21 protein-coding genes and 1 tRNA gene are annotated in these 20,458 nt (G+C 70.0%); 12 read left to right on the forward strand and 10 right to left on the reverse strand.

The window, feature by feature from the left end; translation table 11 throughout:
• Positions 1-2: 2 nt before the first annotated feature.
• Together ACPWUT_RS00130 and ACPWUT_RS00135 are read right to left on the reverse strand one after the other, a co-directional pair.
• Positions 3-539 carry an FHA domain-containing protein FhaB/FipA gene (locus ACPWUT_RS00130; protein WP_425839325.1) on the reverse strand — a complete coding sequence of 179 codons (537 nt, stop codon included), beginning with the start codon at positions 537-539 and terminating at the stop codon, positions 3-5.
• A complete protein-coding gene (locus ACPWUT_RS00135; protein ID WP_284528460.1) occupies positions 536-1,267 on the reverse strand; it encodes an FhaA domain-containing protein in 732 nt (243 codons plus the stop codon). The genes ACPWUT_RS00130 and ACPWUT_RS00135 overlap by 4 nt, the downstream gene beginning before the upstream one ends.
• Positions 1,268-1,413: 146 nt before the next feature.
• On the opposite strand from ACPWUT_RS00135, the gene ACPWUT_RS00140 reads away from it, so the two are divergent.
• From ACPWUT_RS00140 to ACPWUT_RS00155, 4 genes are all read left to right on the forward strand, one after another.
• Positions 1,414-1,497 (forward strand) — tRNA-Leu (locus ACPWUT_RS00140).
• Positions 1,498-2,174: 677 nt separating this feature from the next.
• Positions 2,175-2,714 (forward strand): hypothetical protein, encoded by a 540-nt coding sequence (locus tag ACPWUT_RS00145; RefSeq protein WP_425839329.1) that lies wholly within the window; start codon positions 2,175-2,177, stop codon positions 2,712-2,714.
• Between the two features lie 75 nt (positions 2,715-2,789).
• Positions 2,790-3,185: a carboxypeptidase-like regulatory domain-containing protein gene (locus tag ACPWUT_RS00150; RefSeq protein ID WP_425839332.1), complete on the forward strand. Its 396-nt coding sequence runs from the start codon at positions 2,790-2,792 to the stop codon at positions 3,183-3,185.
• A gap of 21 nt (positions 3,186-3,206) precedes the next feature.
• Complete coding sequence (locus tag ACPWUT_RS00155) at positions 3,207-3,893, forward strand: hypothetical protein (protein ID WP_425839335.1); 687 nt, start codon at positions 3,207-3,209, stop codon at positions 3,891-3,893.
• An 18-nt stretch (positions 3,894-3,911) separates the two neighbouring features.
• On the opposite strand, the gene ACPWUT_RS00160 is transcribed toward ACPWUT_RS00155, so the two are convergent.
• Together ACPWUT_RS00160 and ACPWUT_RS00165 are read right to left on the reverse strand one after the other, a co-directional pair.
• The gene (locus tag ACPWUT_RS00160; RefSeq protein WP_425839338.1) at positions 3,912-5,510 is read right to left on the reverse strand and encodes a putative Ig domain-containing protein; all 1,599 of its coding nucleotides are present in this window, start codon (positions 5,508-5,510) and stop codon (positions 3,912-3,914) included.
• Between the two features lie 94 nt (positions 5,511-5,604).
• On the reverse strand, positions 5,605-6,228 hold the full coding sequence (locus tag ACPWUT_RS00165) for a hypothetical protein (protein ID WP_425839341.1): 624 nt from the start codon (positions 6,226-6,228) through the stop codon (positions 5,605-5,607).
• 342 nt (positions 6,229-6,570) lie between these two features.
• Between ACPWUT_RS00165 and ACPWUT_RS00170 the strand changes: the two genes are divergently transcribed.
• The 3 genes from ACPWUT_RS00170 to ACPWUT_RS00180 all read left to right on the forward strand — a co-directional run bounded on the left by ACPWUT_RS00170 (position 6,571) and on the right by ACPWUT_RS00180 (position 10,477).
• Entirely contained in the window at positions 6,571-7,590 is a 1,020-nt protein-coding gene (locus ACPWUT_RS00170; protein WP_425839344.1) for a TerC family protein, read from the forward strand.
• A gap of 8 nt (positions 7,591-7,598) precedes the next feature.
• Entirely contained in the window at positions 7,599-8,885 is a 1,287-nt protein-coding gene (locus tag ACPWUT_RS00175; protein ID WP_425842324.1) for a hemolysin family protein, read from the forward strand.
• 119 nt (positions 8,886-9,004) lie between these two features.
• Positions 9,005-10,477, forward strand: coding sequence for an SPFH domain-containing protein (locus ACPWUT_RS00180; RefSeq protein WP_425839347.1), 1,473 nt, complete (start codon positions 9,005-9,007; stop codon positions 10,475-10,477).
• On the opposite strand, the gene ACPWUT_RS00185 is transcribed toward ACPWUT_RS00180, so the two are convergent.
• Positions 10,435-11,145 carry a VIT1/CCC1 transporter family protein gene (locus ACPWUT_RS00185; RefSeq protein ID WP_425839350.1) on the reverse strand — a complete coding sequence of 237 codons (711 nt, stop codon included), beginning with the start codon at positions 11,143-11,145 and terminating at the stop codon, positions 10,435-10,437. The two genes, ACPWUT_RS00180 and ACPWUT_RS00185, sit on opposite strands and share 43 nt — an antisense overlap.
• 344 nt (positions 11,146-11,489) lie before the next feature.
• Between ACPWUT_RS00185 and ACPWUT_RS00190 the strand changes: the two genes are divergently transcribed.
• Genes ACPWUT_RS00190 through ACPWUT_RS00200 form a run of 3 tightly spaced genes read left to right on the forward strand, consistent with a single transcriptional unit; the run spans position 11,490 to position 14,065 of the window.
• Positions 11,490-12,173, forward strand: a complete 684-nt coding sequence (locus tag ACPWUT_RS00190; protein WP_284528468.1) for an ATP-binding cassette domain-containing protein — start codon at positions 11,490-11,492, stop codon at positions 12,171-12,173.
• Positions 12,174-12,209: 36 nt separating this feature from the next.
• The gene (locus ACPWUT_RS00195) at positions 12,210-13,484 is read left to right on the forward strand and encodes a DUF7224 domain-containing protein (protein WP_425839354.1); all 1,275 of its coding nucleotides are present in this window, start codon (positions 12,210-12,212) and stop codon (positions 13,482-13,484) included.
• Positions 13,481-14,065 (forward strand): hypothetical protein, encoded by a 585-nt coding sequence (locus ACPWUT_RS00200; RefSeq protein WP_425839357.1) that lies wholly within the window; start codon positions 13,481-13,483, stop codon positions 14,063-14,065. Before ACPWUT_RS00195 ends, ACPWUT_RS00200 begins: the two co-directional genes overlap by 4 nt.
• A 33-nt stretch (positions 14,066-14,098) precedes the next feature.
• On the opposite strand, the gene ACPWUT_RS00205 is transcribed toward ACPWUT_RS00200, so the two are convergent.
• Positions 14,099-14,740: a GntR family transcriptional regulator gene (locus ACPWUT_RS00205; RefSeq protein ID WP_425839360.1), complete on the reverse strand. Its 642-nt coding sequence runs from the start codon at positions 14,738-14,740 to the stop codon at positions 14,099-14,101.
• Between the two features lie 342 nt (positions 14,741-15,082).
• On the opposite strand from ACPWUT_RS00205, the gene ACPWUT_RS00210 reads away from it, so the two are divergent.
• Positions 15,083-15,289: a cold-shock protein gene (locus ACPWUT_RS00210; RefSeq protein WP_144806772.1), complete on the forward strand. Its 207-nt coding sequence runs from the start codon at positions 15,083-15,085 to the stop codon at positions 15,287-15,289.
• Between the two features lie 7 nt (positions 15,290-15,296).
• Here the strand turns inward: ACPWUT_RS00210 and ACPWUT_RS00215 are convergent, their stop codons facing one another.
• The 4 genes from ACPWUT_RS00215 to ACPWUT_RS00230 all read right to left on the reverse strand — a co-directional run bounded on the left by ACPWUT_RS00215 (position 15,297) and on the right by ACPWUT_RS00230 (position 19,321).
• Positions 15,297-16,553, reverse strand: coding sequence for a hypothetical protein (locus ACPWUT_RS00215; protein WP_425839364.1), 1,257 nt, complete (start codon positions 16,551-16,553; stop codon positions 15,297-15,299).
• A complete protein-coding gene (locus tag ACPWUT_RS00220) occupies positions 16,550-17,230 on the reverse strand; it encodes an HAD hydrolase-like protein (protein WP_425839367.1) in 681 nt (226 codons plus the stop codon). The genes ACPWUT_RS00215 and ACPWUT_RS00220 overlap by 4 nt, the downstream gene beginning before the upstream one ends.
• A gap of 92 nt (positions 17,231-17,322) precedes the next feature.
• Positions 17,323-18,018, reverse strand: a complete 696-nt coding sequence (nucS, locus tag ACPWUT_RS00225) for an endonuclease NucS (protein WP_284528474.1) — start codon at positions 18,016-18,018, stop codon at positions 17,323-17,325.
• A 79-nt stretch (positions 18,019-18,097) separates the two neighbouring features.
• Positions 18,098-19,321: an MFS transporter gene (locus ACPWUT_RS00230; RefSeq protein ID WP_284528475.1), complete on the reverse strand. Its 1,224-nt coding sequence runs from the start codon at positions 19,319-19,321 to the stop codon at positions 18,098-18,100.
• 58 nt (positions 19,322-19,379) lie between these two features.
• On the opposite strand from ACPWUT_RS00230, the gene ACPWUT_RS00235 reads away from it, so the two are divergent.
• Positions 19,380-20,432, forward strand: a complete 1,053-nt coding sequence (locus ACPWUT_RS00235; RefSeq protein WP_425839372.1) for a LacI family DNA-binding transcriptional regulator — start codon at positions 19,380-19,382, stop codon at positions 20,430-20,432.
• The last annotated feature ends 26 nt before the right edge of the window (positions 20,433-20,458 follow it).

Raw genomic sequence — 20,458 nt, forward strand, 5'->3', positions numbered from 1 at the left:
CGCTACTTCCGCAGCTCGAACGTCGTCGCGCCGACCTTGATCGTCGCGCCGACGATGACCGGCACCGGGGTGGTGACGCGCTCGCCGTTGTGCCAGGTGCCGTTGGTCGAGTCCAGGTCCTGGACCATCCACTGCTCGCCCCACAGCAGCAGGCGCGCGTGGTGCGATGACGTGTAGTCGTCGCGGATGACGAGACCCGACTCGCTGGATCGGCCGATCGTGACCGGCTCCGAGCCCAGCGGCACCTCGAGCCCCGCCTTCGGGCCGCTCGTGATCACGATGCGCGAGACCGTGTCCGTGGTGGCCTTGTCGACGCCGCTGCGGCCGGGCGCCGGCGACGAGACCGGGGCCGTCGCTGCGGCCGGAGACGGCGCGGCGACGTTCGACGCGGGCGCCGGCGCTGCCGCGGGCGGCTCGGGGAGCTTCCGCGCCTTCACGCCGAACAGGTCGGCGCGGAGCGAATACACGACGGCGAAGACGAAGAACCAGAGCAGGACCAGGAACCCGACCTGCAGCAGCAACAGGGTCAGTGAGCTCACGACGCTCCTCCGAAGTCGAAGGCACGCGTCGCATCGTCGGCCGACATCGAGGGCCGGGCCGGCGTCGTCTGCGGCACCACGGTGAAGACGATGTCGGTGCGGCCGATCGTCACGACCGAGCCGGGCGTCAGGCCCGCCTCGACGACCTTCGCGCCGTTGAGCTTGGTGCCGTTGGTGGAGTTCATGTCGCGCACCATCGCGCGCTCGCCGTCCCACAGGATCTCGACGTGGCGGCGGCTCGTTCCGGCATCCGCGATGGTGATGTCGGCGTCGCTGCCGCGGCCGATGACCGTGCGGCTCTTGACCAGCGGGTGCCGCTTGCCCTCGACCTCGACGACGGCCCGCCACGACACATCGCCCGCGGCGCTGCGCGAATCGACGCGGAGGGTGCCGGTGGACAGCTGCTCGTCGGTGTTCACGGAGATCGTCACCGGGCCGGCGAAGCTGTAGCCCTGCGCCTTCGCGTGGTCCTCGACCAGGCGGAGCAGTTCGGTGTCGAGCGTGGAGCCGAGCGTGCTCAGCCGCTCGGCGTCGGTCGGCGACAGCCGCACGGCGAATGTGTTGGGCGCGAGGATGCGATCGCGGCTCACGACGGCGGCCTTCTTGTCGAGCTCGCTCCGCAGCGCGGACGCGATCTCGACAGGCTGGACACCGCTGCGGAAGGTCTTCGCGAACGCGCCGTTCACGGCGCGCTCCAGCCCCTTCTCGAAGCTGTCAAGTAGTCCCACGGGGCTCCTCTGGCAGGCGGACCGGTGCTCACATGGTAGTTGCAGAGTCTGAACACACGCCTGTGCGCGCTCCGGACACGGCGATTCTGCGCACCGACGGGGCCGTGATATCCTCGGGAGGTTGAGTTCGCGGAGACGCGGATTTCGCGCGAGTGGCGGAATAGGCAGACGCGCTGGCTTCAGGTGCCAGTGCCCGAAAGGGCGTGGGGGTTCAACTCCCCCCTCGCGCACAGCGAAGAACAACCATGAAGCCGGTCGGAGTCAGAAGCTCCGACCGGCTTCGTCGTCTCCGGCTGGGCGCCGCAGGTCGCTGCGTGAGCGGCGCTCGCCGCCGGAAGTACGAGTACTGTCGCGGCAGGACTGACTGACAGAGTCCGGCGTGAAGCAACTTTTCGAGACCGACAGAGCGGGTTCACGATGATCAGATCTCGGAGCGTCCAAGCTCAAGGGGCTCGATCATCGTTGTGCGTCGCAGTCGTTGTCGCGGTGACGTCCGTTGCGCTCACTGGTTGTGCGACGTCGACCTCGCCGTACGACGATCTGGAGCGTGCCGCTCAATCCTCTGACCAGCTCCCCGGTTCGGTGGCTGACGATGCCGTCCTCACCCCCGAATCGGCAAGACTCGTCGGCGAGTACGAGGGGACGCGTGTCTGGATCGCACGAGGCGCGTCCGAAGACCACGCATGTCTCGTGATCGTGCCGACGGATGGCGATACCCAAGCGGCCTGCGACTTCTTCGGTCGAGAGATCACGGTGTCAGAGAGCACAGCCGTGAACTATCTGCTCGTACCCAACAGCGGTGAAGCTCCAGACGGCGACCACCTCCGACTCTCCACGAACGTGTACGTGATCGCGAAGTAGCGAGAGCCCGATGACGGGTACGAGATACTCCAGGCATGATTCCCCCATGGACGTAGCCGCCGCCACGACATCACCGCGGAGGGGGTCAGCCCCCCACCTGCTCGGGCTGCTCTACGTCGTTCTCCTCGGCGCGGCCGGCGCAGCCGGCATCGCGGCCAGCTTCGCCACCAGTTCGGGAATGGGCTGCCCCGACGCCACCACCACTGCCGCGGTCATCCTGTCGTGCGTCGCGATGGCCGTCGTTCCCGCAGTGAGCCTCCTCCCGAGGGTGCGCGCACGCATTCATCGCGCATACCGGATCGTCGCGCTGGTCCTGCCGATCACGGCCCTCGTGATCTACGGAACAATCATGATCGCCGCGGCGATGTTCTCCGCGTACGGGGAGCGACCAGGGAGCTGGAGCGGGTTGCTCATGCCGATCGTTCACCTCGCCCCACTCGCGACATTGGTGGGGGCAGGGGCGCTGGCGGCGCTCGCAACGAAGCGGCGAAAGACCCTCTACGTAGGGATGGGCGCGCTCGTTGTCGCCATAGCGGCGCTCGTGACGGTTGTCGCGGTCATCCGCTCGCTCACCCTGTGCGTGTAGCCGGCGGGGTGCCTCGCTCTTCAGCGGTCGCTTGCAGTTCAGTAGCAACGGCCACTCCGGCAGTACGTTGTAGCCATGCACAGGGGGGTGCTGGCCCGGGTGGCCCGCAGACTCGCGGCGGTCACGATGATCGTCGCGATGACCGTGGCGCTCGCGTCCGCGTGCAGTGTGCCTCTCGGACCCGGAATGGCGTCGATCAGCGGACGGGTGACCCTCCCGGACGGCGTCGAACTCAGCGAGGAGACGCTCATCCATCTGTACCTCTACCGCCCCGGCGAGGACGAGACGGACTCGACGGCGGGCAGTACGACCGCCGGTCCGGATGGCACGTACAGCTTCTTGTCCCTCGCGCCCGGGGATTACACGGTGTTCGTCTCGGTGTACGACGCGGGGCTGGCCCCGCAATGGTGGGGAGGCGCGACCAGCGCACAGGACGCCGACGTCATCCACCTTCAGCCGGGGGAGCGGTGAGCGCGGGCGGATGTCGCGCTCGTGAAGGGCGCCACCCTCACGGGGACGATCTCCCTGCCGCCGACCTCCAAGCGCTCGCCGGAGCGTGTGTGGGTGACGGTGTGGGATGCTCGCGAACGCATCTCGAAGGGGCACTCCGCGGTGTCGTCAGAGGGCGAGTACGCGGTGGACGGACTGGCCGCGGGTGCGTACAAGATCGAGGTCACGCCTCCTCGCGGCAGGGCTGCACGCCAGTGGTGGGGCGGCGCCAGCGACTGGACCGGAGCGGACATCGTGACCGTCGGAGCATCGGCGGAGCGCGCCGGATTGGACGTGGCGCTGGCCGCGGGAGGAACGATCTCCGGCGTGGTGCGGGGTGAGGCCGCGAGAGAGTACGGCGCGTCGGTGTACAGCTGGCTGCTCGCCGCCGATGGCGAGTGGGAGCAGGGGAGCTGGGCGCAGAGCGACCAGGACGGCACCTACAGGATTCGCGGGGTGGCCCCCGGCACCTACGCCGTGAGCTTCTCCCGTCCCATCCGGGAGCGACCGTGGGATGACGCCGACACGGCGATGAGGCGCCAGTCCTCGGAGGCGGAGCCGTCGCACGAGAAGTACTGGGACGACAAGCCCGACCTGGACTCGGCCGACCTCGTAGTGGTGGGCGAGGGCGAGAGAGTCACCGGCATCGGCGCCGACCTCGACGTGCCGCCGCCGGCCGCGCGCGGCTGACTCGAGACGAGCCTCGCCTCAGCGAGTGACGGTGAACGTGCGGGTAGACGTGGACGAGGCGCCGTAGACGTCGCGGTTCGCGGGGACGAACACGACCTTGAGGGTGTGCTTTCGAACGCTGAGCGTGCGCGGCAGCGTCCACGTGATCTTCCCCGTCTTCGTCGACACGCTCGCAAGACGGTAGGACCCGGAGTAGATGCGGAACGTGCCCGCAATCGCGGGCGAGACCACCGCGGTCAGCTTCGCCGGCTGGGTCGTCCCATACTTCTGCGACGTCTTCGACAGGGCCATCTTCGTGGCGGTCGTCTGCTTGGCGACGCGGATCGTGATGCTCGCCCTGACGCGCACTCGCTCGTCCGTATTGATCAGGAGGTAGTCCGTGTACACCGTGTACGTCTGTGTGCTCTGTGCGCGCGTGGGCGTGCCGCTGATGACGCCGGTCGACGAGTTCAGTCGCAGGCCGGCGGGAAGCGCTGGCCACACCCGATAGTGCGCATCTTCGGTGTCGTACCGGTAGGTCGGTGTGGTCGACCGGAAGCTCTTTCCGGCGGTGGCGTTCAGCGAGCTGTCGGGGTAGACCAAGCTGCGAGTGACGCCGAGCGTGATGAGGTAACCCAGCGCCGACACATGGAGACGTCTGCCGTCGACCGACTCGGCGAGCGCCGAAGCCGAGCCACCCCACTCGGTGGGTGCGGCAGAGGTACCCAGCGTTTCCGTGTTGAAGACATTCAGAGAGGTCGAGGCGGACAAGTAGAGCCTCTTCCCATCGCGCGATAGCGCTGTGCTGAAGTGTTCGATCACCGGGGTTCGATCGATGTCGCCGGCTTCGTCGAGAGGCAGTGCGTTGTCGGCCAACGGCACGGTGTAGACCGCCCGGTCACTCACGGCGTGCAGCGTGTCGCCATCGGGTGAGACGTACAGCCTGTCGACCCGATCGGGGTCGGTGTCCACGGTAGGCAGACGGACGCTGGGCAGCATCATCCCCGCCGTGACGCTGATCGCGTGCACCCGGCCCCACTGTAGGTCGGCGACGTACAACGTCGAATCATCGGCGGACAGGGCGAGATCACCGGGGTATCCGGGGACATCGAAGGTGGCACGCACCGCACCCGTTGCGACGTCGACGAAGAGAACCTCGTCGTTGTCGGAGACGAACAGGGTCTTGCCGGTGCGCGACAGCAAGATCTCACGGCAGAAGGCGCCTACCTTGAGGTCGCGAATGATCCGAAGCGTCGAGGCGTCCACTTCGGAGATGAAGCACTCGTCGAGGAACACCGGTCCGCCATGCGTGAAGTACACGCGGCGTCCATCGGGCGACACCTCGACGTCGCCGACCCCATCCGCGAAGGTCTTCTGAGCTATCAGCGCACCGGAGGTGACGTCGAGGACGGTCAGCAAGCCGGGTTCACTGAGCTGATTGGAACCGCCGTACAGGCGTCTGCCGTCCGCTGACAGTGCGAGACGTTGGGGCTGGTCCTCCACGTCAGTGAAGTAGACCCGATTCAGGTCGTAATCCGGCTCGGCGCTGGCCGGGGATACGACCGCGAGTGCGCCCGCCATCACGATCGCCGCGACGATGGCGGTGGCGCGGAGCGTCCTAGAAGCAGAGACCTGCATCCGTATCCCTTCTTCGGGTGGTTGCGCTCATCCTATGAGCGCGACCCCGACGGTTCGGGCCCACCCGCAGATGCGCTCGCGGGGCGAATCACGCCTATCGCTCGCTGATCGCAGCCCGAAGGTCGTCGAGAGATCGGATGTCGAAGGCTGAGTCACTCGAGAGCGTTCTCACCGCGTCGTCAGCGGAAACGATGAACATGCCCTGCTGCGGGTTCAGAAGGTCGTAGGGGGCTTCTCTCCAGTCGCGCAAGAAGACGACGGCGGAGCCATCCTCCGGCAGCGTACTGAGCAGTGTCGTCTCGGCGCTGGAGTGATCCCGCGTTCCGAGCTGCGAGATCTGAATCCGATCGCCCCGTTGACCGTCGCCTTTGAATACCTCAGCGATCTCGACGGTGGCGACCGTGACTTCCACCGCTCCATCGCGACGTGCGGCTTCGAGTTCCTCGTCCGAAAGTCCTCCCTGAGGATTGTTTGTCGGGTTGACGTCCGCGATCAGATCTGGGTAGATGACGTCCTCGACGGAGTCGACGTAGGTGACGCGGACGACGAGATCTGCGCTGGACGCGATCTCCTCGATGGAGCCGCAACCCGGGTAATCCGCGTGCGAAGCGGGTGCCGCCGTGCACCCAACCAGGAGAGACGCGGCAGCCAGTAGCATCACACCGCCCACTCCTGTTGAAGCGCGTCGCCCGTTGCTGTGAAGATCCATCATCACCATCCGTGGATATCTATGACGTCTTGCCGGTCGTACAGTTGGGGTTGGCCCACGGTGGTCCGGTTTCGGTCGTGTTGAAGGTGTCCCCCTGCTCGACTGCGTCTCGATCGATCCAAAACTGCCGGTGGTGCTGCCCCTCTGCCGCCATACACCACCCCCCGCTTCAGCGATCGTTCAGGAATCGTTCCGCACGACCCCGTAGGATCGCTGTCGTTCCAAGGGGAGTACTCCGGCACGGTCGGCTCGTCATTACGGATGCATCGCATCCCGGGTCACCGGTCCTCGATCGTGAGGATGGAGAAGACTTTGGCGCTGATTCGCTCACGCCATCGTTAGGACACCTCTGTGAACATCACTCCGCTCGTGTGGATCATCACGATCGCGGTCACCATCGCGTTCTTCGTCTACGAGTTCTACGCGCACGTGCGCAAGCCCCACGAACCGACGATCGGGGAGTCCGCCCGCTGGTCGGCGTTCTACATCGGACTGGCCCTGCTGTTCGGCGTGGGCGTCGGCGTGGTGTCGGGGTGGACGTACGGCGGCGAGTACTTCGCCGGCTATCTCACCGAGAAGGCGCTGTCGATCGACAACCTCTTCGTCTTCCTCATCGTGATGACGGGCTTCGCGGTGCCGAAGATCTACCAGCAGAAGGTGCTGATGATCGGCATCGTCATCGCGCTGATCATGCGCGGGATCTTCATCGCCGTCGGCGCCACGCTCATCGAGAACTTCTCGTGGATCTTCTACGCGTTCGGCGCCCTGCTGCTGTTCCTCGCCTACCGTCAGGCCTTCACGCACGGCGACACCAACCCCGCCGACGGCCGCTTCATGCGGCTCGTGCGCCGGGTGCTGCCGGTCAGCGACGAGTACGACGGTGACCGGCTGACGGTCGTGCGCGACGGACGGCGCTTCGTCACGCCGATGCTGCTCGTGATCGTCGCGATCGGCTTCGTCGACCTCATCTTCGCCGTCGACTCGATCCCCGCGATCTACGGACTGACGGAGGAGGCCTACATCGTCTTCACCGCCAACGCGTTCGCGCTCATGGGACTCCGCCAGCTCTACTTCCTCATCGGCGGTCTGCTGGAGCGTCTCGTGTACCTCGCGCAGGGCCTCGCGGTGATCCTCGCGTTCATCGGCGTGAAGCTGCTGATCCACGCGTTGCACAAGAACGAGCTCCCCTTCATCAACGGCGGCGAGCCGTTCACCGTGATCCCCGAGATCCCGATCTGGCTGTCGCTGCTGTTCATCGCCGGCACGATCACGGTGGCGACCATCGCCAGCCTGATGAAGACGCGCGGCGACCGCCTGCGCGCCCCCGAAGCGACGGCCGATGAGGTCGCGCGCGGGCACGACCCCCGGTGAGCGCCGCGATGACCGGCGATCTGCTGTGGAACATCGGTCTGGTGATCGCGTTCGTGCTCATCGGCGGGGTGTTCGCCGCCACCGAGATGGCTCTCGTGACCCTGCGGGAGAGCCAGATCAACGCGATCGCCGCACGCGGTCGCCGTGGCGCGAAGGTGGCGGACCTCGCCCGCAACCCCAACACCTTCCTGTCGGCGGTGCAGATCGGCGTGACGGTCGCCGGCTTCGCCTCGGCCGCATACGGAGCGACCTCGATCGCGCCGTCCGTGGCGCCGCTGCTCGAAGCGGCCGGCGTGCCGCAGCCGCTCTCGCTCACTATCGCGACGGTGCTCCTCACCCTCGTGATCGCCTACCTCTCGCTCGTGCTGGGCGAGCTCGTGCCCAAGCGCCTCGCGATCCAGCGCAACGCGCAGTTCGCGTACGCCGTGGCGCCCGCGCTGAACGGTTTCGCCACCCTCATGCGGCCGGTCATCTGGCTCCTCTCGGTGTCGACCAACGCTCTCGTGCGACTTCTCGGCGGCGACCCGCACAAGACGGCTGACCAGATCAGCGACGAGGAGATCCGCGACATCGTCGCCAGCCACCAGGGGCTGCCCGACGACGAGCGGCGCATCCTCGACGACGTGCTCTCGCTGCGCGGCCGCCAGATCAGCGAGGTCATGCGGCCGCGGCCCGAGGTGGTCGCCCTCGATGAGGCCGCCCGACTTGTCGACGCGGTGGCGCAGGTCCGCGAGCTGCCCTTCTCCCGCTACCCCGTCGTCGACAAGTCCATCGACGACATCGTCGGCTTCGTCCACGTGCGCGACCTGTTCGAGGCGGCCGCCGACGACCCCGACCGGCCGCTCACCGGTCTCGTCCGCCCGATCTCCTACTTCCCGTCCACGGCACGGGTGCTGCCGACACTGACCCGCATGCGGGCCAGCAGCCATCAGATCGCCGTCGTGGTCGACGAGTACGGCGGCACCGACGGCATCGTCACTCTCGAGGACCTGGTCGAGGAGGTCGTCGGCGAGATCTTCGACGAGTACGACACCGCGATCGATCCGGTGGCCGCCGGCGGCGAGCTGGACGGCCGCCTCAACCTGCAGGACTTCGAGGAGGCGACCGGGCTCACCCTCGAGCGGGGGTCGTCTGACACGATCGCGGGATTCATCACCGAGCGGCTCGGCCGTCTTGCGGTGGTCGGCGACACCGTCGACGTGCCGGGCGGCACGCTCCAGGTGGCGGGGATGGACCGGCGCCGGATCTCGTCCGTGCGCGTCACGATCCGCTCGGACATGGAGAACGAGGGCTGATCCGGTCCCCGCGACGGCGGCGGGAACGTCGCTGCCGATAGGTTGGAGCCAGGTACGCCCCGCAGAGGTCTCGCACACCGGCCGCGACCGGCGGGCTCACACGAAAGACCCCTTCACGCATGGACTTCTTCGGGATCATCGTCGGCGGCATCGTCGCCGTGGCGGTGCTGTTCTTCGCCCTCATCGGCTTCTTCATCTTCCGTGCCTGGTACCAGGTGCCGCAGTCCGACGAGGCGATCGTCGTCGTCGGAAAGCGTCAGCGCGGCGAAGACGGCACGACCTCGGCCATGTCGGTGATCACCGGCGGCGGCGCCTTCGTCAACAAGCTGACGCAGCGCTCCGACAAGATCTCGCTGCGCTCGCGGCAGATCAAGATGGAGCCCGTCGCGCAGACCGCCAACGGCGTCACGCTGCACCTCGCCGGCGTCGCGCTCGTGAAGGTCGGCTCGCAGCCGAACCAGGTGCGGGCCGCGGCCGAGCGCTTCGCGTCGCAGGACCAGGCGATCGAGCAGTTCACCACGGAGCAGCTCGAGGGCGCCCTGCGCGGAGTGGTCGCGAAGCTGAGCGTCGAGGAGGTCATGCAGGACCGCCAGAAGCTCGGCGACCAGATCGCCGAGGGCATCTCGCCCGACCTGCTCGCCCAGGGCCTCGTGCTCGACTCGTTCGCCATCCAGGGGATCACCGACCCGAAGGGCTACATCGACTCGCTCGGCGCCAAGGAGGTCGAGCGCGTGCGACGCGAGGCCGAGGTCGCCCAGATCGACGCCGCCCGCGAGGTCAAGAAGCGCCAGCTCGCCACCGAGGAGGCCAACCTCATCGAGCAGACGGCGCTCGACAAGAACAAGGCCGTCGCCAAGAGCGAGATCGGCCGCGCCAACGCGGAGGCCGAGCAGGCCGAGCACCTGGCGCGCGCCGAGCGCGAGCAGGCGGTGCTGCAGCAGAAGGCGGAGAACAAGCAGGCCGAGCTCGACGCCGACGTCAAGAAGGTCGCCGACGCCGAGCGCTACCGCTCGCAGACCGCGGCCGACGCGCAGGCCTACACGCGGCAGAAGCAGGCCGAGGCCGATCGCGCCGTCGCCCAGCAGACCGCCGACGCCGAGGCGTACGCGGTGCAGCGCGAGGCGGAGGCCCGTCAGGCGTCCGCGGCCGCCGACGCCGCCGCGGTCCTCGCCCGCGCCGACGCCGAGGCGCAGGCGCTGCGGGAGAAGTCGGTCGCCGAGGCCGAGGCCATCCGTGCGATCGGTGAGGCCAAGGCCGCCGCCATCCAGGCCGAGGCAGAGGCGCTCCGCGAGAACCAGGATGCCGTCCTCGCCCGCGAGCTCGTCTCGCAGCTGCCGTCGCTCATGGCCGAGTTCGCCAAGGGCTACGCGAACGTCGGCGGCGTCACGCTCATCGGCGGCGACACGGCCGGCACGCACATCGCGCGCGAGCAGGCGGCGAGCCTCACCGCGACGTTCGAGTCGGTCAAGTCCGCGACGGGCGTCGACCTGAGCCAGATCCTCTCGGGGCATGCCCTCGGACGGGGGATCGCCGCAGGAGCCGCGCCGGATCAGACGACGCCGGAGGCCCCGAGCAGCGACCCGACGATATAGGTCGCGATCAGCGCGAGCGCGCCGCCGAGCACCACGCGGACGATCGCGCGGATCTTCGAGCTGCCGCCGATCCAAGCCGAGATCCCGCCGGTGAGGGCGAGCGCGACCAGGACGGCGACGAAGGTCACCGGCACGCGCAGGCCCGCCGGCGGAAGGAGGATCGCGAGCATCGGCAGCAGCGCGCCGAGGGTGAACGCCGCCGCTGAGGCGATCGCGGCGTGCCATGCGCTGACGACGTCGTTCTCGTCGATGTTGAGCTCCGCCGAGAGGTGCGCGGCGACCGCGTCGTGGGCGGTGAGCTCGATCGCGACCTGGCGCGCCGTCTCGGGGGTCAGGCCCTTCTCCTCGTAGAGCCCGGTGAGCTCGTCGAGCTCCTCGTCGGGCATCTCGCGCAGCTCGCGCTTCTCCTTCGCGATGAGCGCCCGCTCGCTGTCGCTCTGACTGCTCACCGACACGTACTCGCCGAGGGCCATCGAGATCGCGCCGCCGACGAGTGCCGCGACGCCGGCGGTGAGGATGGGCGCGATCTCGCTCGTCGCGCCCGCGACGCCGACGACCACGGCGGCCACGGAGACGATGCCGTCGTTGGCTCCGAGGACCCCAGCCCGCAGCCAGTTGAGTCGCTGGGCCAGGCCCTGCTGATGCGGTTCGTCGACATGTGCGGTCATGTGTCCACTCAACCACCGGAGGCGCGTCCGGCACAGAGCAAAGGCCGGGAGAAGGACGCCCTGCCGAATCCGCCGTGGGAAGCCGGGAGACCGGCAGGGGGCGCGGCAGCTTCGCGTCCCAGATCCTCACCGAGCCTGCGCGCCGAGGCATCTGTCGCGCTTACGCCGGTTGACGTGCCGGACTTGTGCCACGACGCTCCTGTCATGACACGCATCTACGAGCGCGTGTGAATGAGCAGGCGCATGCACACACCCGATCGACCAGGAAGACAGGGTACTGAGTGACGGCCCCGGTGCTCGATGTTCATGTCGCCCGGTTCTCGTATCGGCGCGGGGAGCCCCGCTTGATCGATGTCTCCGTCGCGCTCGACCGCGGCCGCACGGTGCTGCTGGGTCCGAACGGGGCGGGCAAGACCACGCTGCTGAAGGCCATCGCCGGCGTGGTCGGCTTCGAGGGCTCGCTCTCCCTCGACGGGCGGGCGCTGACGACGACCCGCCGACGCCCGCCGTTCTTCCGGCGACGGGTGGGGTGGTTGCCGCAGCACGTCACCGCGTTCCCCGGGCTGAGCGTCCATGAGCACGTGGCATACGTCGCCTGGCTGAAGGGGATCCCGATGCGGCGCGCGTGGCCCGAGGCGGAACGAGCGCTCGACGCCGTCGGGCTCGGTCCGCGACTCGACGAGAGCGCCGGGAGGCTCTCGGGCGGGCAGACGCGGCGCCTGGGAATCGCCGGCGTGCTCGTCCACGATCCGGCCTACCTGCTTCTCGATGAGCCGACGGCGGGACTCGATCCCCGCGAGCGCGAGCGACTCGTCGGCATCCTGCGGCGGATCGAAGAGGATCGTGCGGTCCTCGTATCGACGCATGACAGCGACGCGCTCATCGAAGACGGCGTGCAGGTGCACGTGCTCGCCGAGGGATCGACGCAGTTCGTCGGAGGGTTCGACGCCTTCCTCGCAGGCCACACCGGCGCGACGACGGCGGATCGGGTGCGCCGCGCGTACGCCACGCTGGTGCCGGAGGACTGAGCCCTGCGGTCGCCGATTCCCCTCCGCCGCCGGACCGTGTTCTGGCTCCTCCTTCCTGCTGCGCCCCTGCTGCTGATCACGGCGCAGTTCTCCCCGACCCTCGCTCCGCCGCCGCAATGGTGGACGTGGAGCATCGGACGATCCGTGCTGCTGATCCTTGTCCCGGCCGCGGTCGGCGCCACCGGAGCTGCCCTCGAGGCGTCGCGCCTGCGCGTGCGACGGACGGAGAGCGTCCTCGGCGTGCGCTCGCCGGTGTCCATCCTCGCGGTGGCGCTCTGGCCGAGCCTCGTCTGCGCGCTCGTCACGATGGTGATCGCCGTCGGCGTGATCGTTGTCGCCGGTGGTGGCGGCACGGAGGGCGCGATCCCCTGGGGCATCGTCGGCGCCGTTGCGGCGATCCTGGTCTTCCACACGTCTCTCGGGTTCGCCCTCGGGAGCATCGTCCGCCCCGTGTTCGGCATCCCGATGGCGCTCGTGGCCAGCTACAGCTGGCTCGGCTTCACCGGCACGGTCGACTGGTTCGAGCTGCGGCATCTCTCGGGGCTGGTCATCGAGACGTGCTGCGAGTACGAGCAGCAGCCCATCGCCGCATCGCTCCTGTCGGCGACGCTCTTCTCCGTGATCGGCGGGATCGGGCTGCTCCTCTTCTCGTGCGCCGTCCTGCGCATCACCGGTCGGCACGGCATCGTCGTCGGCGCCACAGGTGTCACCCTCGTCACGGGTGCGCTGGCGGTCGGGCTCGCCGTCGCGACGGGGCTGGGGCCGTCCTCGGCCGGGCCTCGTGACCCCGACGCGCTGGTGTGCAGCGCCGGCGAGGTGACGGTGTGCCTCTTCCCCGAGCAGATCGCGGCCGACGCGGCGAGGACCGATCGCAGCGTCGCGAGTCTCCCCACACGGGTGTCCGCTCTGATCAGCCGAGCGCGCGCCGCGGGGGTGGACCTGCCGACGCGGGTGTCCGCCTACCCCGGCAGAGAGGAGGACCGGAATGTCGTTCGATTGATCTATCTGGAGGGGATGACCGACGAGCAGCTGGCCGCGTCGCTGGCGAGCGACATCCCTGGAGACATCTGCCCTCCGCACGCCGGCGACGAAGCGGCGCATCGTGAGACCTCTCGTGCCGTTGCGGTCGCGCAGCTGCGGGCGATCATGCTGGGTCGCGACGCGACCCTGGACGATGTCGACGACCTCTACGGGCAGGCTGCGGAAACCCTCGAGGCGGTCGTCTCCCTGCCGCTCGACGCGCAGGCCGCGTGGGTGGACGGAGTGATCGCGGCGCTCGAGGACTGCGCTCTCCACCCTCCCGTCCCGTGAAGCTCGCGCTGAAGACGCATCGCGTCGCGCCGATCGGACTGCTCCAGGCAGGGTTGGCCGCCCTCGCCGCCCTCGTCGGCGGCCACCTCGTCACGCTGCCCGGGCCGGCCGGTGAGGCGCCGCTCGGAATGTTCCTCGCCCTGCTGGGCACCCTGCTCATCGCGCCTGCGCTCGTGCGCGCGTGGCCGTCGACGCGAACGGACGCCGTGCGCAGCGCCGGACTGCTGGCGGCGGTCATGGTGAGCCTGCAGATCGGTCCCGCCCTCGTCGCGTCAGCACTCGCCGCGCTGCTCGCCGGGCCTGAGGTGCTGGCATACGTCGGAATGCTCACCTGGCTGCTGGCGCTGCAGATCGTGGGCGGCGTGCTGGTGAGCGCGACCCATCAGGGGCTGGTGCCTGCGGTGTACGTGCTGATCTGCGCGCTGCTCGGGCGCATCGACGGCGTCGTGCAGCCGTGGGCGTGGCCGCTCGCGGACATCGGCCCGGCCGTCATGGCGCTTCTGGGCATGACCGCGCTGATGTCGTCGCTCGGGCTGCTCGTGTCGTGCGGACTGCGCGTGCGCCCTGTCTCGGCGTCGTAGCGTCGGCATGCGCCGCGTCGGCGCGGCCCGAGGTCAGCGCAGGCCGTGGATCATCCGGAGGGTCTGCTCCGCGCCGTCGCCGTCGCGACGGGCGATGCAGTCGCGCAACGCGACGTACGAGTCCGCACGGGCGATGGGGACGTCGAGGAAGGCGTCCCAGCCGCGCAGGTTCCGCTGGATCGCGAGCGCCGTCTCGCGCATGATGCCGATGAAGACCGAGTTGCCGGTGGCGCGGGTGACCCCCTCGAACATGGTGACCGAGAGGTCGAACAGGGCGAGGCGGTCGCCGGACCGCGCCGCGCTCACCACGGCGTCGGCCGCGGTGAGGATGTCGTCGAGCTGGGCATCGCCGCAGACGGCGAGCGACATCCGCAGCGCGTTTCCCATCAGATGGACCGTCACGTCGGCGGTCTCGGCCCGCAGCCGCTCGTCGGGCTCGGACACGCGGGTGTAGCGCCCGACCGCGACCTCCACCAGACCGAACCGCTCCAGGCGCTGCAGCGCCTCGCGCACCGGGGTGCGGGAGATCCCGAGCTGCGCGGCGAGCTCGACGTCGCGCAGCCGCTGGCCGGGACGCAGCCGGCCCTCGAGGATGGCCGCGCCGATGGTCGCGTAGACCTCGTCGCTGAGGATGCCGCCGTGGGAGAGATCGAGTGGTGGCAGGGTCTCAGTCATGACGGCATCAGTGTACGACCGGCGCCTATGCGTTCCTCGGACACGGGCCTCGTTCGCTCCCCGGCGTTTCTCGGCGGATTCTCATCGAGCACCATCTGCCCGACGTCGCCCGTTGACAGTAAAGTGAGCCCCGTCACGCTTTGCGTGGCCTATCCGGGGGGATCCGTCGACGCCCGGGCGAGCGCTCTGGCGTGACGCCCGGGCGTCGAATGGTTAACCGGACCGTCGTGCAACATTTGTGTCACCATCTTGAGCCCGGGTATGGCGCTGTCGGTGGCTTTCGTTACCGTGGGACTCGTCGGCGTGCATCCCTCTCCGACTTCAGCACAAGTAAGGCAGTTCATGAGCAGCAGCGGTACCGTCAAGTGGTTCAACTCGGAGAAGGGCTTCGGTTTCATCGCCCCCGACGAGGGTGGCGCTGACGTCTTCGCCCACTACACCGCGATCGAAGCGAGCGGCTACCGCTCGCTCGAGGAGAACCAGCGGGTCGAGTTCGAGATCGCCCAGGGCCCCAAGGGCCTGCAGGCGGAGAACATCCGCCCCATCTGATCGGACGCTAGCGTCCGTTGAGACGGTCGTAGTCCGCGAGGGCGACGGCGTCCTCGGCGTGCCGCAACGCGCGCCGAGCCGCGTCCAGCGCGGCGACCGGGTCCTGCGCCGACCGCGCGGCGGCCAGTTCGGCGTGAGCCGACGAGAGCCGCACGCGCGCGTCGGCGCTCGACGTCGATGCCGCAGCCTCCGCGCGCGCCACCGCCGCCCGCGCCGCTGCCAACGTCCCGGGCAGCGCCGTGCGTGCACCGCGCATGCGCTGCTGCGCGGTGCGGGCATCGCCCACGGCGGCGTCCAGGCGGTCCCGCATTCTCGCGACGCCGGCGATCGTGCTCGTCGGTCGTCCCGCCGCCCGAGCCTCCACCGCGTCGAGGTCGTCGGCGAGCCGGCGCAGCTCTCCGCCCAGCCGCTCCGCGTCCTCCGGCTCGAGGTCGGCGCGCAGCGCCTCCGCCTGCCGCAGGGCATCGCGCGCCGCGGCCAGCTCTCCCGGTGCCGCGCGGGCCGCCTCGGTCACCAGGCGATGCTGCTCTTCGAGGGCGCGCGCCGCGGTGCGAGCCCGGCGCAGCGCCCGCTCGGCGCGGGCCAGGGCGGGCAGCGCCGAACGCGTCGGGTCGCTCAGGAGCTCCGCCGCCTCCGAGAGGTCGGCCTCCGCATCGCCGAGCGCGGCCTTCGCCTGATCCGCGGCGGCGCGCGCCGCCTGCGCCTCGTCGTCCTCGACCTGCCGGGCGATGTCTGCGACGAGCGCCTCGGGGTCGCCGAGCTCGGCGCGCAGCGTCTCCAGCCGCGCTCGGGAATGGACGAGTTGCGCATCGGCGGTGCGGTGCGCGCTCATCCACGCGGCATGCTCCTGACGGGCCTGCGCGATCTGCCCGGCGGCGACGTCGACGCGCGTGCGGATGCCGCGGGCGAGGCGGCGGATCTCGTCGGGGTGCGCATCGCCGGCCAGGTCGCGGAGCTGCGCGAAGCCGTCGTCCCGCGCGTGCTGGGCGGTCATGCGCGCGCGCCGCAGGGCAGGCGGGGCCGTGCCGTCGTAGAGCGCGCCCGAGAGCGCGACCTCGAGATCGAGCTCTTCGACGGCATCATCGAGGGCGATGAGGGCTGAGCCGGCGGCCGCGCGATCGAGCTCGGCTGCGGCGCGGGCGCGCGGGCCTCGGCGCGCACGGCGCAGGGCCCAGAGTCCGGTGACGGCGAGCAGGGCGGCGACCCCGAAGACGACGGCGGCCGGGACACCCCAGCGCACCACCTCCTCCAGGGTCTCGTTCACTCGTCGTCCTCGATGAGCAGCAGGGCGCGCAGCTGGGCGGCGTCGTCGACGATCGCCTGCGCCCCCTCGGACTCGTGCGGCCAGCTGAATCCCCAGCGGACGAAGATCACCGGCACATCGTGCGCGGCGCCGCCCTCGATGTCGTGGTGACGGTCGCCGATGAGCACGGGACGGCTCGTGTCGACGCCCTTCTCGCGGAGCTGGCGGAGCGCCTCGGCGACGATGTCGGCCTTGGTGGCGAGCGTCTTCTCGTCGGGGGTGGCGCCGACAATCACGCGCAGGTGCGGGGCGAGCGCGAAGTGGTCCATGAGCACGCGGACCTGGTTCTCCGGCTTGGAGCTGGCCGTGGCCTGCGGGACGCCGGCGGCGTCCAGCTCGGCGATGAGCTCCCCGACGCCGGGGTAGAGGCGTGCGCCGGTGGCGTAGCCGTCCTTCTTGCCGATCTCGCGGTAGTAGGCCACGGCCTCCGAGGCGCGCGCGCCGGTCATGCCGACGTTCGCCTGGAACGAGTCGTACAGCGGCGGACCGATCCAGTGGACGAGCTCCTCACGGGTGGGTGCGGGGAGTCCGAAGTGGGTGAGCGCGATGGTGAGGCGGCGGAGGATGCCCTCGGACGCGTCGACCACGGTCCCGTCGACGTCCCACAGAATGCACGTCCACGGAGATCTGATCGTCATGCCTGCCAGCCTAGCCAGCGGGCCGACGGCACCGCCGCCCGCGAGGGCCGGGTCAGCGGGTCGGAACAGCCCCTGGCCGGAACAGATCCAGGTCAGAACAGACGGGGTGCGCCGGACTCGACGCCCTTCATGCCGTCGTAGTCGAGGGTCACGCAGCGGATGCCCCGGTCGGTGGCCAGCACCCGGGCCTGCGGCTTGATCTCCTGCGCCGCGAACACGCCGGTGACCGGTGCCAGATGCGGATCGCGCCCCAGCAGCTCGAGGTAGCGGGTGAGCTGCTCGACGCCGTCGATGTCGCCGCGACGCTTGACCTCGACGGCGATCGTGCCGCCCTCGGGATTGCGCAGCAGCAGATCGACGGGACCGATCGCGGTCGGGAACTCGCGCCGCACGAGGGTGAGGCCGTCGCCGATCACGTCGACCTGTTCGGCGAGCAGGCGCTGCAGGTCGGCCTCGACGCCGTCCTTCTGCAGGCCCGGATCGATCCCGAGCTCGTGGGAGGAGTCGTGGATCACCTCGTAGATGCGCACGAGCAGGGCGTCGCCGGTCTTGGCGTGGGTGACCCGCCAGTGCTCGATGACACCGGCCGACGCGGATTCGGCATCCGGCTCTTCGACGGTCAGCGTGCAGGGCGGACTCATCCAGTTGAGCGGCTTGTACGAGCCGCCGTCGGAGTGCACGAGAAGCGACCCGTCTCCCTTGTGGACGAGAAGCCTGGTCGCCAGGGGCAGATGGGCGTTGAGCCGACCGGTGTAGTCGACGGAGCAGCGGGCGATCACGAGACGCACCCGACGAGCCTACCCGCCGCCCGCGACGTGTCCCCGGCGTCGCGTCCCTGGTCAGCCCCGCGTCGGGGAGGACGTCGGATCAGTGGTGTCCGGCGCCCACCTTCGAGCCGGCGATCGGCTTGGCCGCGCCGGAGGCCAGCCCCGACAGAGCGATGAGGCCGACGATGATCCACAGGGTGGAGAGGATGCCGATCTGGTGGCTGATCCAGCCGAGCACCGGCGGACCGCACAGGAAGGCGAGGTAGCCGATCGTCGCGGCCGCCGACACCGAGGCGGCGGCCTTGGCGGGGTCGTCGGCCGCGGCGGACATGCCCAGCGGGAAGCCGAGCGAGGCCCCCGCGCCCCACAGCGCGACGCCGATGAAGGCGATCGGGGTCGACGGGGCGAGGATGAAGAGGATGAGCCCCACGCCGGCGGCGACGGAGAGGATGCGGAGCGTCCACACCCGGCCGATGCGGTCCACGAGCGGGCCGCCGAGCATGCGGAAGACGGTCATCGCCACCGAGAAGACGGTGAGCGCGATCGCGCCCGTCGCCTCGGTCTCGTCGTGGCCGTCGACGACCGCGATGGTCAGCCAGTCGTTGGCGCTGCCCTCGGCGAAGGCCATGCCCAGCATGATGACGCCGATCGCGTAGGTGCGCGGGTCGCGCCACACCACGAGCATGGCGCGGAAGCGCTCGCCGCGGGTGAGCTCGGGCGCATCCTCGGCGGGGGCGCCGTCGTGCGCCGGCACGTACGCCAGCGCGATGAGCCCCGCCGCGAGCACGACCAGTCCCGCGATCCACAGGTGCCAGGCGACTCCGACGCCCCACGCGGCCATCGCGACGCCGACCCCGGCGCCGGCGACGGTGCCGAGGCTGAAGAAGGCGTGGAACATCGGCATGAGGGTGCGCTCGAAGCTCTGCTCGACAGCCGCCGCCTCGACGTTCATCATCACGTCGGTGCTCGCCATGCCGAGCCCCATGAGCGACAGCCCGACGGCGGTGATCGCGTACGACTCGGCGAACTGCACCCCGAAGCCGGTGATCAGCACGCCGACACCGAAGGTCGAGATCGTGAACAGCATCCCGCGGCGCGAGCCCCACCGGGCGACGATGACGTTGGCCAGCGACAGGCCGACGATCGAGGCGACGCCCATCACGAAGAGCAGGATGCCGACCCCGAAGTCGTCGATCGACAGGGTGGCCTTGACGGAGGGCAGGCGCGAGGCCCACGACGCGAAGCCGAGGCCCGTGACGAAGAAGATCGCGAAGATGGCGGTGCGCCAGTGGACCAGTTGCGCGCGCGTCAGGGTGTTGCTCACCGCCACAGCCTACCGAATCGATTCGACGACCGAAATCCCACGGGTTACGATCGAGGCGATGAACAGCCGCCGCGCCACCATCGCCGACGTCGCCCGCGAGGCGGGCGTCTCGCCGTCGACCGCGTCCGTCGTGTTCTCGGGCAAGACCCCGGTCTCGGATGCCACGCGTGCCCGCGTGCTCGACGCCGCCGCCGCCCTCGGCTACACCGGACCCGACCCGCTCGCGGCTTCGCTGCGGCGAGGACGCAGCGGCATCGTGGGCGTGCTCCAGCGCGGCCCCCTCGGCATCGCGTTCACCGATCCGGTGCAGCGCACGACCATGGACGGCCTCGCCGACGCCGTCGCCTCGGTCGATGCCAGCCTCCTCCTGCTGCGGCCGGTGCCGGGCGGGCCGGCAGGCGACTCCGGCACCGCTCCCGGCCCCGCGACGGGCGCGGCGACGCTGGCGACCGTCCCGCTCGACGCCGCCGTGCTGATCGGCACCATCCCCGAGGCCGCCGCCGACGTGGCGGCCCTGCGTGCGCGAGGCGTGCCCGTCGTCGTGATCGAAGGCGACGCCGGCGAGGGGGTGCCGCGGATCGGGCTCGACAACCACGACGCCGAGCGCTGCCTCGCCGAGCACGTGCGCCGCCTCGGGCACACCGACGTGGCGATCGTGACCCTGCGGAGCGAGCTCAACGTCACGCACGACCGGCTCGGCGGCGCCCGCGACGTCTTCCCCGACGCGCCCGCCTTCGCCACCCTGGCCAGCTCGATCGACGAGGGCCTGCGCGTCGGACGCCAGGTGTTCGCCGCCGGGCGCCCCACCGCCGTGCTCGCGCAGAGCGACCTGCTGGCGGCCGGCGTCATCCGCGCCGCCGAGGAGGCGGGGCTGTCCGTGCCGGGTGACGTGAGCGTCGCGGGCTTCGACGGCGTGCCCGTCGACGGCCTCGCCCCGTACGAGCTCACCACGATGGTCCAGCCCGCCGTCGAGAAGGGCCGCGCGGCCGGCGCGGCGGTGGTCGCCATGCTCCTCGGCGAGCAGCCCGCGTCCGTGACCTTCACGAGCGTCTTCCGCGCGGGCAACACCACCGGTCCGGTGCCGGAGTCCCGCGGGGTCTCGCCCCGGTAGACTGGACGTCCGACCCCCGCGAACCC

The organism is Microbacterium sp. PA5 (assembly GCF_049860775.1).
Lineage (GTDB): Bacteria > Actinomycetota > Actinomycetes > Actinomycetales > Microbacteriaceae > Microbacterium.

Excerpts from the sequence above, each read along its gene's own strand:
- ACPWUT_RS00165 (WP_425839341.1), bottom strand. The coding sequence starts at position 6,228 with ATGGTGATGATGGATCTTCACAGCAACGGGCGACGCGCTTCAACAGGA.
- ACPWUT_RS00185 (WP_425839350.1), bottom strand. The coding sequence starts at position 11,145 with ATGACCGCACATGTCGACGAACCGCATCAGCAGGGCCTGGCCCAGCGA.
- ACPWUT_RS00220 (WP_425839367.1), bottom strand. The coding sequence starts at position 17,230 with ATGACGATCAGATCTCCGTGGACGTGCATTCTGTGGGACGTCGACGGG.
- ACPWUT_RS00150 (WP_425839332.1), top strand. The coding sequence starts at position 2,790 with ATGCACAGGGGGGTGCTGGCCCGGGTGGCCCGCAGACTCGCGGCGGTC.
- ACPWUT_RS00205 (WP_425839360.1), bottom strand. The coding sequence starts at position 14,740 with ATGACTGAGACCCTGCCACCACTCGATCTCTCCCACGGCGGCATCCTC.
- ACPWUT_RS00235 (WP_425839372.1), top strand. The coding sequence starts at position 19,380 with ATGAACAGCCGCCGCGCCACCATCGCCGACGTCGCCCGCGAGGCGGGC.
- ACPWUT_RS00175 (WP_425842324.1), top strand. The coding sequence starts at position 7,599 with ATGACCGGCGATCTGCTGTGGAACATCGGTCTGGTGATCGCGTTCGTG.
- ACPWUT_RS00210 (WP_144806772.1), top strand. The coding sequence starts at position 15,083 with ATGAGCAGCAGCGGTACCGTCAAGTGGTTCAACTCGGAGAAGGGCTTC.
- ACPWUT_RS00160 (WP_425839338.1), bottom strand. The coding sequence starts at position 5,510 with ATGCAGGTCTCTGCTTCTAGGACGCTCCGCGCCACCGCCATCGTCGCG.
- ACPWUT_RS00180 (WP_425839347.1), top strand. The coding sequence starts at position 9,005 with ATGGACTTCTTCGGGATCATCGTCGGCGGCATCGTCGCCGTGGCGGTG.
- ACPWUT_RS00145 (WP_425839329.1), top strand. The coding sequence starts at position 2,175 with ATGGACGTAGCCGCCGCCACGACATCACCGCGGAGGGGGTCAGCCCCC.